Genomic DNA, 11,901 nt, shown 5'->3' with positions numbered 1-11,901 from the left:
GGGCTCAGCGAGGCCCACCGGGGTCGGTGATCCTTGCCAGGAAGTGAACGAACCCGCTCTGCCGGTGACGGAGCAGGAACAGGAACGGCCGATCCACCCGTACTCGCACGGGATCGTCGAACAACGAGGTCAACCGCATCATCACCGCGGTGGCGGCCGCTCCTTCCACACCGTGCTCGTCGACCCGTAGCACGGCCTCGTGCAGCGCGGTGGATACCCGCAGCGGCCGCGGAGTCAGGGGCGCGAAGTCCGCGGCGGGCGTGAATGCCCGGCGCACTCCCAAGGCCGCCAGCGGATCGTCCAGCTCGCCGGAACCGGACACGGCGAAGCGCGGCAACCGGAGTTCGACCGGACACTCCTCGACCGCTTCGAGCAGCCGGAGCAGCGTGTCATGGTCGAGCGCCGGTTCCGCGGTGGCCAGCTCCGCGTCGGGCAACAGCACGAACGCGTCGAAGCCTCCCTCCAGTCCCGCCCGAACGACCCGCCAACCGTGATGATGGGCGTAGCCGAGTCGAGCGCTCACACGCATGAGTGAGACAGGTTGTTCCCCTGCCGGAGTAAGGAACGAACCGGATCTCGTCTCGTTCGGATCGAAGACCTCCTGCCACGGCGCCTTCAGGTACAGCGCGTTGACCAGCGCCGCGACCGTGTCCGAGTTCACCGCTCCCGGTTTGACCAGCTCGGGGATCAACTGCCGGGTCACGTCCGCCACGTCCTGGTTGATCCGCTCCCGTGTCCGTTCCGGGGCGTCCCGGAACGGGGCGGTGCGAATCCCCGCGCCGAACCGCTGTTCGAGTGCCGCCGGGGAGTCCGTTTCGAGCGGTAGCCGCTCGTCGGCCCACAGCCGGTTGGCGACCGCGAGGGCGACGCTGTCCCGGGATTCGACGCTGTCCCGGGATTCGGCCTCGGGACGCGCTGCCGCGTTCAGCGATTCGACGAACTCCGGCTCCGCCGGATCCGTCCCCAGGGCCTCGACGACCTCGGCGCGGGTCCGTCCCCGCGTGATCTCCGCGAGCAGCCCCAGTGCCGTCGTCACCGAGTACGGGGACCAGCAGTGGTTCTCACGGGGGTCGGGGGCGAGCCGCCGGTGCAGCCACCACAGGAATCGCAACTCGGTGTTCACCACGACGCGGTACTCCGATCGGTCTCGCGAGGCTTTACCGGAGGCGAGTCTGCCAGTGAGAGGCCGTACCGGGCGAGCTTTCGGAGGGATTCCGCCGAGTCCGACCGTCGGGCGGCCGAAGCGGCGAAGAGGCCGCGGGAGGCTACTACCCCAGCGTCTCCTCGATTACCCCAGCGTCTCCTCGATGTCGGCCAGCCCCATCAGGCGGAGCTCCTGGGCGATGTAGCCGGCCGCGCGTTCGGCGGCGGGATCCTGCCAGCGCAGATCCGTCACCCAGTCGGCGACATTGTCCGAGTTGATGTAGGGCTCGCCGTCGACGACGACCTTCTGGATGTGATGCCGGTTCACGTCGTTGGACATCGGGGCTCCTGGCGGCTTATCGGGGACTGCCGCAAATTTTCACACGAAAGTTGGAATCATGACCAGTAAAAATCACGCTGCGTATTAGCGTGCACCAACAGATGCGTTTTACGCTGCCTTGTCTGACATAGGTCACACTGAATAACCGGTTTTAGTCACCCAATGTGCATGCCAGGACACCGCTTGGGCGTCGGTGAACGAGGCCACCTGATCGAGCAAGGCACGCAGTCGCCCGCGGTCGTCGGAGGCGGCCTCCCAGGCGACCCGCGCCGCCGGAGTCAACGAGGCAGGAGCGGCCCGCGCCAGCACATTGACCAACTCGGTGAGGATCCGACGCTGGGACTCCTGCAGCCGCAGCCGCTCCGGATCGCTCATGACGTAACGCAGTGCCATGGCCTTGAGTACCGCCACCTCGGCGGCCACCTCTTCCGGCACCACCAGATCGGCCGCGTAACGCGTCAGCGGACCGGTCCCGAACTCCGACCTGGTGGCTCGTACCGCCGCGGCGACGAACCGTCCCACCAGCTCACTGGTCAGCCGCTTGAGCGCCACCTGCGCGGTGACCGAACCGTCGTAGTCGAGCACGGCCGCGAGAGCGGGGTTCGCCACCAGTTCGAAAGCCGCCGCCTCCAACGATCCGGTGTCCAGCGGTCGCTGCCCACGGAAGTACTTGTCCGCGATACGCAGGATCTCCCCACGTTCCTCGGGATCCAACAGAGCCCGCGGTGCGATCCGCCCGGTGTGCACCCCGTCCTCCAAGTCGTGCACCGAATAGGCGACGTCGTCGGCCCAGTCCATGATCTGGGCCTCCAGACAACGCGCGCGGGAAGGCGCTCCCAGTCGCAGCCACCGGAACACGGCCGAGTCCGACTCGTAGACCCCGAACTTGCCGTATCCGTCGTGCGACAGCGGCCACGGGTATTTCGTGGCGGCGTCCAGGCAGGCACGGGTGAGATTGAGACCGCACTCGGTACCGTCCGGAGCCACCAGCTTGGGTTCGAGTCTGGTCAGGATCCGCAACGTCTGTGCGTTGCCCTCGAAACCACCGCAGTCCGCCGCGAGCTCCGCGAGCGCGTCTTCCCCGTTGTGGCCGAACGGCGGATGACCGATGTCATGGGCCAACCCGGCGGTGTCCACCACGTCGGGGTCGGTTCCCAGCTCCACCGCGATGGCGCGACCGATCTGTGCGACCTCCAGGGAATGGGTGAGCCTCGTCCGGGGGACATCACCCTCACCGGGCCCCATCACCTGAGTCTTGCCCGCGAGACGACGCAACGCTGCCGAGTGCAGCACGCGCGCACGATCACGTGCGAAGGGCGCACGCGGCAGCGGCTCCCCGCCGGCCGACTCGGAGACCTTGGGGGACTCGTCGACCAGCCGCTGTGAGTCGTGCTCGGCGTAGCCCGGCGGCCGGAGTGCGGACATCGACCACAGCCTACGGAACGGATCCGACAACACGCCGCGAACGAGTCAGCGCGTCGGCGGTGGGCCGATGAACTCCTACCGCTACCCGAGTCCGTATCCGGTGACGTCCGCCGAGGCGTGCATGAGGCGGTAGAACAACATCGCGGCCGCCTCGCGCAGGATGTAGGCGGTCCGCACGTCCTCGGTCGGGCCGCTCCTGGTCGGCGAGACCATGGCCCGCAACCCCTGGTCCTCGGCCATGGTCCGACACCGCCAGGAGTGCCAGGGGTCGCTGACGATCAGCGCCGAGTCCCAGTCGCGGCGCTCGGCGACCTCGGAGACGGCACGGATGCTGCGCAGCGTGTCGCTGCCGACCTCGGCCTCCACCACGGCTCCCGGCGGCACCCCTTGCTCGATCAACCACATGCTGCCCGCCTGGGCCTCCGTGTAGTTGTCACCGGCCTGGTTACCGCCGACAGTGACGATGTGCTCGGAGAGCCCACTCCGATAGAGCTCCAGCGCGTGCTCCAGCCTGCTGCGCAACACCGGGGAGGGGTCCCCGTTGTACTGCGCGGCCCCGAGAACCACGATCATGTCGGCGCTGCGCCGATGATCGACGAGCGCTACCTGCCAGACCCGGAAAGCGGTACCACCGAGCACCAGCGAGGCGACCAGCAGCGCACCGAGGAATGCTCTGCCGATCCAGACGGTGATGCGCCCACGGCGCCGCGTCCGGCCGGTTTCGGGGTGATGGGTCACGTCACGCATCGTTGCAGATCCGCCACCGACGACGCGCGAGCCCCGGGATCAGCAGCCGACCAGGCGAGCCGCCAGGTACGCCTCCAGCTTGTCGATGGCCACCCGCTCCTGCTCCATCGTGTCGCGTTCGCGCACCGTAACCGCGTGATCGGACAGCGAGTCGAAGTCGACCGTGACGCAGAACGGGGTACCGATCTCGTCGTGCCTGCGGTAGCGCCTTCCGATGGCACCCGCGTCGTCGAAGTCGATGTTCCAGTTGCGGCGCAGCGTGGCCGCGACGTCCCGCGCCTTCGGGGAGAGATCGGCGTTCCGCGACAGCGGCAGCACCGCGACCTTGATCGGCGCCAGCCTGCGGTCGAGCTTGAGCACGACGCGCTTGTCCACCCCGCCCTTGGCGTTGGGGGCCTCGTCCTCGCGGTAGGCGTCGACCAGGAAGGCCATCATCGGCCTGCCGAGCCCGGCCGCGGGCTCGATCACGTAGGGACGGTAGCGGGAGTTGCTGGTCTGGTCGAAGTACGACAGGTCCACGCCGGAATGATTGGAGTGGGTGGTCAGGTCGAAGTCCGTCCGGTTCGCGACGCCCTCCAGCTCACCCCACTCGCTGCCGCTGAAGCCGAAGCGGTACTCGATGTCGACGGTCCGCTTGGAGTAGTGCGAGAGCTTTTCCTTGGGGTGCTCGTAATGGCGGATGTTGTTCGGATCGATGCCGAGCCCGGTGTACCACTCGGTGCGGTTGGCGATCCAGTACTCGTGCCAGGACTCGTCCTCACCCGGCTCGACGAAGAACTCCATCTCCATCTGCTCGAACTCGCGGGTGCGGAAGATGAAGTTTCCGGGGGTCACCTCGTTGCGGAACGACTTGCCGACCTGGCCGATCCCGAACGGCGGTTTCTTGCGCGCCGTGGTCATCACGTTCAGGAAGTTGACGAAGATGCCCTGAGCCGTCTCCGGGCGCAGGTAGTGCAGCCCCTCCTCCGAGTCGACAGGACCCAGGAAGGTCTTGAGCAGGCCGTTGAACATCTTCGGCTCGGTGAACTGGCCGCGGTTCCCGCAGTTCGGGCAGGGCACCTCGGAGAGGTCGCTGTCGTCGACGTCCTTGCCGGTACGCTCGGCGTACTCCTCGGCGAGCTGGTCGGAACGGTGCCGGTGGTGACAGGCGGTGCACTCGACCAACGGATCCACGAACTCCTGCACGTGCCCGGACGCTTCCCATACCTCGCGCGGCAGGATGACCGAGGAGTCCAGGCCGACGACGTCGTCCCGCCCCTGCACCATGCTGCGCCACCACTGGCGCTTGATGTTGTCCTTGAGCTCCACCCCGAGCGGCCCGTAATCCCATGCCGACCGGGTACCGCCGTAAATTTCGCCGCTCGGGTAGACGAAGCCACGACGCTTGCACAGATTCACGATCGTTTCGATCTGGTCGGTGGGCACGCTCACTCCACGCTTGTCGCTGGTTGCTCGGGCTCCGGCCGGAAGTCGGTTCGGTACTCGACGAGTCGGCCGGGCTGGTCCCGCGGATTCCCGACGGTGAGTTTCCCAGCGTACCGAGGCAGCATCGCGGGCGGCGCGGCCCCACCCCGCAGTGCCGACACCCGCGACCTCGGCTGCGCCCGCCGAAGTGGACGACGCCCGTAGGATGGACGGTGTTCCGCGACCAACTCGCGACGAGGCGACGAAAGGACCCCTTCGGCCACGACACTGCGCCGCGTGTGCCTCGGAGGACTCGTACCGCCGTGACCGGCGGGCGGTCGGTCATCACGTGGTAGTGCCGCTGATCACCTCTCATGCGCAACGACGAAGAGCACTCCGGCGAACGAGCCGAACCGGCCACGGTCCCCGCCGGTGACCCGGAGACCCTTACCGAGGCGGGTGAGTTGCTGCGGGCACTGGCGGCGCCGGTGCGGATCGCCATCGTGCTGCAACTGCGCGTCGGCGAACGCTGTGTGCACGAACTCGTCGACGCGCTCGGCGTGGCCCAGCCGCTCATCAGCCAACATCTCCGGGTGCTGAAAACGGCTGGTGTGGTGCGTGGCCGCCGCAACGGGCGCGAGGTGGTCTACCGGCTGGTGGACGACCATCTGGCGCACATAGTCGTGGACGCCGTAGCCCACGCGGAAGAGGGTTCGGAGGACGAGAACGCCTCCACGGTGAACGCGCCCTAGTCGATGACACGATTCGACCGAGGGATCGTCGACCTCCCCTGAGCGGGGCTCCGCACGCGAGAACGAGAATCCACTCACAACCCCGTACACACACCCGAGCAGAAGACGGAGAAAGCGTGACCTCCAGCGAGCGTCCCTCGGCCGCGATCCCGGGTCTGCGGTCCACCAAGCAGCGGGCCGCGGTGTCGCGTCTACTCAGCGAGATCGACGATTTCCGCTCCGCGCAGGAACTGCACGAGCAGCTGCGGAACCGCGGCGAAGGTATCGGACTGACAACCGTCTACCGCACGCTGCAGTCGCTGGCCGACGCGGGTGAGATCGACGTACTTCGCAGTGACTCCGGGGAAGCCGTCTACCGGAAGTGCTCCACCGACCACCACCATCACCTGGTCTGCCGGTACTGCGGCAGAACGGTCGAGGTGGCGGACCCCCCGGTGGAGGACTGGGCGGAACGGATCGCCACCGAGCACGGCTTCTCCGAGGTGGATCACACCGTCGAGATAATCGGCACCTGCTCCGAGTGCGGAGTCTGATATCCACCGGGCGAGCGACACCCGCCCGTCACGGAACATGCCGGGAACCGGAGTCACGAACGGCCACACGGCCCCCGGAGAGCTCACTGGTCGGGCCCGTGCTCTCCGCCACCGGTTCGAGGAACCCCGCCACCGGAACGAGGTCCCGTTCAGCCGGGATCGCCGAACCCGGCCACAACCTCGGAACCGAACGCCTCGGCGAGTTCCCCCCGCAGCTGCGACCCGCCGGAAATCACGAGCATCAGCAACGTGGCCAACGGCTCCTCCGCCATCCCGTCCGCGGGGAACGCATAGCGCAGCGTGAGATCCGTTCCACCCTCGGTGCGCACCACACCGAGCGTGCCGAACATGCCCTGGCCGGCGCGTTCGGCCACCCATCGAGCTATCGCGTCCTCCTGGGGCAGGTCCCAGGCGATTACGCAGGTCAGACTCAGCACGGTCAGCCCCTCGGCGAGGCGCATCGCCTGCAACGCGCACGGCGTACCGGAGTGCAGGAAGGTCAGCGCGCCGTCGTCGTCGACCCGTACCTCGTAGTAGTTCTCCAGCGCGCGTTTGGCCACTGTCAGCAGATCGGCCGTCCCGGCGGCTTCACTCGACATCAATGTTGCTCCCCATCGGGCTCGGCCGAGCTCGAATCCGGCTCGGTTCGGTCCACCGCACCGCCGAATCGACGATCACGGCGCGCGTAAGCGGCGCAGGCGTCCCAGAAGTGAGTGCGGTCCACGTCCGGGAACAGCGTGTCCTGAAAGACCATCTCGGCATAGGCGGACTGCCAGAGCATGAAGTTGGAGGTGCGGCGTTCCCCGGAGGGACGGATGAACAAATCCACATCCGGCATCTGGGGCTGGTACAGGTGGCGTGCCACCGTACGCTGGTCCACCTTGTCCGGATTGATCTTGCCCGCCGCGGCGAGCCTGGCGATCTCACGTGCCGAGTCGCCGATCTCCGCGCGCCCGCCGTAGTTGACGCACATCGTCAGGTTCATGACCTGGTTCTCGGCGGTACGCCGCTCCGCGGCCCGCAGCTCGTCGACGACACTGCGCCAGAGTTTGGGACGCCGACCCGCCCAACGCACCCGTACACCGAGTTCGTCGAGCTCGTCCACCCTGCGGTGGATCACGTCCCGGTTGAAGCCCATCAGGAACTTGACCTCATCGGGGCTGCGTTTCCAGTTCTCGGTGGAGAAGGCGTACAGCGACAGCCACTGCACCCCCAGCTGGATCGCCCCGCGCGTCAGTTCCAGGACCACCGCCTCACCGCGTTTGTGCCCCTCGATACGCGGCAGACCGCGCTCGTTCGCCCACCTGCCATTGCCGTCCATGACCACGGCGACGTGGTTGGGCACCAGCTCCGGTGGAAGTGAGGGGGGTTGTGCTCCGGAGGGATGCGGGTCGGGCGCCCGTACGTTCGGCGCTTCCCTGTCCCGCCCGCGGCGTCGCAGCATCGATGGGTCCCCTTCGTGGTCGCTGGGCCGAGTCCTTCCCGAACCGTCTCCCATTCTCGCGAACGCGACGGCACTACCCGCCCAGTGGTCGGCCGAACCGGATGGCGGGGCCGTCGTCCAACGGCAGGCGTGTCATCCCCATCGCACGGTAGAACGCGTGAGCGGCGGCATTGGTGGCCCGCACACCGAGCTGCACCCCCGGGGAACCGGCCTGTTCCAGCGCGGTGAACAGTGTGCGCAGCAGCGCCGCACCCAGTCCGCTACGGCGGGCTCCGGAAAGCACGTTGATATGCAGGTGCGAAGGATAGCTCCCCGAGTCCGGCAACAGCATTCGCAGCGGTCGATGCAGCAACAGCCGCAAGTGCTCGTCGGCGTCGTCGGATCGTTCCTCGGCACCGGTGAGCGGATGACTGGCCGCGAACGCCGGGGTCCACTCCCGCTGCCAGCGGTGGTAGAACTCGGTCGAGTCCAGCGCCGCCACCGCATAACCGAGCGGTTGTCCCGAGATCTCGGCCAGAAAACACAGTCGCGGTTGCAGGGCGAGATAGGGCCCCGCGAAAACGTGGGCCATCAGCTCCGGGTCACGCAGGATGTGACGCGAGTGCTCCCCCGCGTCCCCCGTAGCCACACAGATCCGACGTACCGCCACGGCATCCTCGGGACGACAGGGACGGACTATCACGAATCCCCCGACCCGGTGACGGAATCGGGCTGGGCCGATCCGGAATGGGCCGACTGGGCAGCCCCGGTCGGAGTGTCGCGCTCGACCGAGTCCTCGACCCCGCTCGCGCGTTGCCGGATGAGCTCGGGCACGGGATTCGGCGACTCGTGCTCACGCACCTCTGGATCAGCCGCCGCGTGCCGCTCGACCAGGGGCAACGACCGCAACCGGTGCTCCAGATGCCATTGCAGGTGAGCGGCGACCAACCCGCTGGCCTCACCGCGCACGGACTCACCGGACTCCTCCGCCACTGCCCACTCGCCGTTGAGCAGGGCGTTCAGCAGTCGGATCGTCGTGGCGGCCGGACGAACCGCACCCGTGGGTCTGCACTCGGCGCAGACAGTGCCTCCCGCGGCCACGCTGAACGCCGGGTGTGGCCCGGCGAGACCGCAACGGGCGCATTCGCCCAGCGCCGGTGACCATCCGGCGAACGCCATGGCCCGCAGCACGAAGGAGTCCAGCACCAACGAGGGATCCCGGTCTCTGCCGCTGAAGGCGCGCAACGCTCCGACGGTGAGCAGGTACACGCGCAGCACCGGTTCGCGTTCCTCCGCGACGATGCGGTCGACGGTCTCCAACGCGGCGCAGGCCGTGGTGTAGCGCCGGTAGTCACCGACTATCCCCATCCCGAAGGCGTCCAGGGTCTGCACCTGGGTGATCACATCGAGCGTTCTTCCGGTGTGCAGCTGGACATCCACGTGTGCGAACGGTTCCAGCCTGGCGCCGAACCGGGAACCGGTGCGACGCACCCCCTTGGCCACGGCGCGCACCTTGCCGTACCGCCGGGTCAGCAGTGTGACGATCCGGTCGGCCTCGCCGAGCTTGCCCACGCGCAGCACGACACCGACATCCCGATACAGGCTCACGTTCGCATCATCCCATCACGGGGGACTCAGGTGGACAGCGTCGTCAGGGGCGGAACGGGAATGTTGCGGAGGATCGTCCACAGCAGCAGCCCCGCCCCCAGCAGGTACGCGCACGTCGACCCGCCGCGGCCCGCGGGCCAGATCCGCCGTGTTCTGCCCAGCTCGAAACGTGCCGCCGCCACGAACAAGGACAGCGCCACCGGGGACAACACCAACAGTACGAAGGCGTTGAATTCCAGGGCGAGCAACGGATCACCCGCCAGCAACGCCCGGAGCATGCGGGTGCCCCCGCACATGGGGCCGTCCAGTCCCAGCATCTTGAACGGGCACGGCGGCTCCACGGGTGAGATCAGCAACACCGCGGCGAGGACGCCGAGCCCGACGGCCACCGAAAGCGTACGGAACGGCCCGAATCGACGGGCCGCGGATCCGGTCCCCAAGAATCACCTCCGACGAGTCCCCGAGCTGGGCACGCTTGTCCCACCTCGATGTCCGGCGAACGCGCGGGAGTCCGGCTCGCGCCACGACCGTGGGGCACGAAGGGCTCCCCCGCTTACGATTTCGGGGCACTCGCGGGAGAAGCGCCTCGGTACGGTTCTCGTACCGCACGATTTCTCCCACGGCGAGGAACCGCAAGGGTGGGGTGCCGCATCGAATCCGTACTACCCCGGCGGACGAGAATTCACTGCCGACGCCGACCGAGCAGGTCGTACCCACGGCTCAGCCGGTTGGGAACGGTGCGTCACTTCGGTCGTCCGGCGTGGTTGGATCTTGCCGACAACCCGGAAGGAGCAGCATGAGCGATCCGTACGATCAGAATCCGCACAGTCCGCCGTCGGACAGCGGTGGCTTTCCCCATCCCTACCAGGGGTCGTACGGCGGTGCTGGTTATCCCGGTTACCAGCCGGGCCAACCGTACCCGCAGTACCAGCAGCACCCCCAGTATCAGCAGTACCCGCCGGCCCAGCCGGGCGGACCGGTTTATCTCACTGCGCAGCCTCCCCGGAACAACGGAATGGCGATCACCTCGATGGTGCTCTCGCTGTCGAGCATCCTGTTGACATGCATGTGGGGACTGGGGCTCATACCGGCGATCCTGGGCGTAGTGTTCGGGCACGTGGCCAAGAAACAGATCCGGCGCGACGGGACCGAGGGAGACGGCATGGCCACGGCCGGGCTGGCGGTCGGCTACTGCGTGCTCGGGCTGGTGCTCCTGGCGATCGTGCCGCTGATCTTGCTCGGCATCGCCACCATGCCGTTGATAGCGACAAACGCGTAGCGCGGAGAGCACCACTCGCGTCAGGAGCAACACCATGACGGCTGGAGGCAGCACTCGCGGGACCGCTACTCGGCTGGATCATCACGACGCGCTGACCCTCGATAGCAGTGATCATCGCGAACCGGTCACCGCTACGAGCCCGGACCCCGACCCGCGAGAAACCAGTGGCGCCGGCGCCTGAGCCGGACCCATCGCGAGGCGGCGGGCAGGTGGCGTATCGCTGCTGGATGTGCCCCGCCGCCCTGCTGTGGACCGGACTCACACACCGGAACGTCCCAACCCGGTCGAAGATACGATCACGCGAGCCAAACGAGTTCGCGCCGCGACCCTAGAAGCCCAGCTTGCGAAGCTGCTTGGGATCGCGCTGCCATTCCTTGGCGACCTTCACCTGCAGATCCAGGTAAATCTTGCTGCCCAGCAGCGCCTGGATGTGCCGCCTGGCGGTCTCGCCGACCTCCTTGAGGCGTTCCCCGCTCCTACCGATCACGATGGCCTTCTGGCTGGAACGCTCCACGTACAGCGATGCGTAGATGTCCACCAGGTTGTCGTAGTCCTCCCTGGGGGCCATCTCGTCGATGGCCACCGCCAGTGAGTGCGGCAGTTCGTCACGCACCCCTTCCAGGGCCGACTCGCGGATGAGTTCGGAGATCAACGACTCCTCGGGCTCGTCGGTGATCTCGCCGTCCGGGTACAGCTGCGGTCCCTCCGGAACCTGCCGCACCAGCAGATCGGAGAGAACGTCCATCTGGAACCTGTCCACCGCCGAGACCGGAACGATCTCGGTGAAGTCCATGAGTTCCTGCATGGCGACCAGTTGTTGGGCCACGCGTGGTCTGCTCACCACGTCGGTCTTGGTGACGACACCGATCACCGGGGTACGACGGGCCACCTTGGCGAGCTCCGCGGCGATGTGGCGATCGCCGGGACCGATCTTCTGGTCGGCGGGCACGCAGAAGCCGATGACATCGACCTCGGACCACGTTTCGTGCACCAGGTCGTTGAGTCGTTCTCCCAGCAGGGTCCGGGGACGGTGCAGTCCCGGCGTGTCCACGATGACCAACTGCGCGTCGGTCCGGTGCACGATCCCTCGGATCGCGTGCCGCGTGGTCTGCGGCTTGCTGGAGGTGATGGCCACCTTCGTGCCGACGAGCGCGTTGGTCAACGTCGACTTGCCGGCGTTGGGACGTCCCACGAAGCAGGCGAATCCGGATCGATGTGTTTCGCTTGAGCTGGTCACGGCTCTATTC

Annotated in this window: 14 protein-coding genes; 3 read left to right on the top strand and 11 right to left on the bottom strand. The window is 67.4% G+C overall.

Annotated features, from left to right (window positions below; genetic code table 11):
- Nucleotides 1-4: 4 nt before the first annotated feature.
- The 5 genes from J2S53_RS00280 to J2S53_RS00260 form a co-directional block, all read right to left on the bottom strand.
- Nucleotides 5-1,123, bottom strand: coding sequence for a serpin family protein (locus tag J2S53_RS00280; RefSeq protein ID WP_456239255.1), 1,119 nt, complete (start codon nt 1,121-1,123; stop codon nt 5-7).
- 165 nt (nt 1,124-1,288) lie between these two features.
- Nucleotides 1,289-1,483: a hypothetical protein gene (locus tag J2S53_RS00275; RefSeq protein WP_092923398.1), complete on the bottom strand. Its 195-nt coding sequence runs from the start codon at nt 1,481-1,483 to the stop codon at nt 1,289-1,291.
- Nucleotides 1,484-1,615: 132 nt separating this feature from the next.
- Nucleotides 1,616-2,908: a deoxyguanosinetriphosphate triphosphohydrolase gene (locus tag J2S53_RS00270; protein ID WP_456239254.1), complete on the bottom strand. Its 1,293-nt coding sequence runs from the start codon at nt 2,906-2,908 to the stop codon at nt 1,616-1,618.
- Nucleotides 2,909-2,989: 81 nt separating this feature from the next.
- Nucleotides 2,990-3,655, bottom strand: a complete 666-nt coding sequence (locus J2S53_RS00265) for a YdcF family protein (protein WP_456239253.1) — start codon at nt 3,653-3,655, stop codon at nt 2,990-2,992.
- A 39-nt stretch (nt 3,656-3,694) separates the two neighbouring features.
- A complete protein-coding gene (locus J2S53_RS00260; protein ID WP_092976217.1) occupies nt 3,695-5,080 on the bottom strand; it encodes a glycine--tRNA ligase in 1,386 nt (461 codons plus the stop codon).
- 353 nt (nt 5,081-5,433) lie between these two features.
- On the opposite strand from J2S53_RS00260, the gene J2S53_RS00255 reads away from it, so the two are divergent.
- Both J2S53_RS00255 and J2S53_RS00250 read left to right on the top strand, forming a co-directional pair.
- Nucleotides 5,434-5,811, top strand: a complete 378-nt coding sequence (locus tag J2S53_RS00255; protein ID WP_456239252.1) for an ArsR/SmtB family transcription factor — start codon at nt 5,434-5,436, stop codon at nt 5,809-5,811.
- A 116-nt stretch (nt 5,812-5,927) separates the two neighbouring features.
- A complete protein-coding gene (locus J2S53_RS00250) occupies nt 5,928-6,344 on the top strand; it encodes a Fur family transcriptional regulator (protein ID WP_130466720.1) in 417 nt (138 codons plus the stop codon).
- Nucleotides 6,345-6,493: 149 nt separating this feature from the next.
- On the opposite strand, the gene J2S53_RS00245 is transcribed toward J2S53_RS00250, so the two are convergent.
- From J2S53_RS00245 to J2S53_RS00225, 5 genes are all read right to left on the bottom strand, one after another.
- Nucleotides 6,494-6,943, bottom strand: a complete 450-nt coding sequence (locus J2S53_RS00245) for a hypothetical protein (RefSeq protein WP_456239251.1) — start codon at nt 6,941-6,943, stop codon at nt 6,494-6,496.
- Nucleotides 6,943-7,788, bottom strand: coding sequence for an isoprenyl transferase (locus tag J2S53_RS00240; RefSeq protein ID WP_092975413.1), 846 nt, complete (start codon nt 7,786-7,788; stop codon nt 6,943-6,945). Before J2S53_RS00240 ends, J2S53_RS00245 begins: the two co-directional genes overlap by 1 nt.
- Nucleotides 7,789-7,861: 73 nt before the next feature.
- On the bottom strand, nt 7,862-8,437 hold the full coding sequence (locus tag J2S53_RS00235) for a GNAT family N-acetyltransferase (RefSeq protein WP_456239250.1): 576 nt from the start codon (nt 8,435-8,437) through the stop codon (nt 7,862-7,864).
- A gap of 29 nt (nt 8,438-8,466) precedes the next feature.
- A complete protein-coding gene (gene recO / locus J2S53_RS00230) occupies nt 8,467-9,375 on the bottom strand; it encodes a DNA repair protein RecO (protein ID WP_456239249.1) in 909 nt (302 codons plus the stop codon).
- Between the two features lie 26 nt (nt 9,376-9,401).
- A complete protein-coding gene (locus J2S53_RS00225) occupies nt 9,402-9,815 on the bottom strand; it encodes a DUF2752 domain-containing protein (protein ID WP_456239248.1) in 414 nt (137 codons plus the stop codon).
- A gap of 356 nt (nt 9,816-10,171) precedes the next feature.
- On the opposite strand from J2S53_RS00225, the gene J2S53_RS00220 reads away from it, so the two are divergent.
- Nucleotides 10,172-10,654, top strand: a complete 483-nt coding sequence (locus J2S53_RS00220) for a DUF4190 domain-containing protein (protein ID WP_456239247.1) — start codon at nt 10,172-10,174, stop codon at nt 10,652-10,654.
- A gap of 328 nt (nt 10,655-10,982) precedes the next feature.
- Here the strand turns inward: J2S53_RS00220 and era are convergent, their stop codons facing one another.
- Nucleotides 10,983-11,891: a GTPase Era gene (era, locus tag J2S53_RS00215; protein ID WP_456239246.1), complete on the bottom strand. Its 909-nt coding sequence runs from the start codon at nt 11,889-11,891 to the stop codon at nt 10,983-10,985.
- Nucleotides 11,892-11,901: the final 10 nt, after the last annotated feature.

It is taken from the genome of Actinopolyspora lacussalsi, assembly GCA_030803735.1.
In the GTDB taxonomy this organism is placed as follows: domain Bacteria; phylum Actinomycetota; class Actinomycetes; order Mycobacteriales; family Pseudonocardiaceae; genus Actinopolyspora; species Actinopolyspora lacussalsi.
The sequence above is the reverse complement of the archived record's forward strand: the minus strand, read 5'-3'. Positions and strand labels throughout refer to the sequence as shown.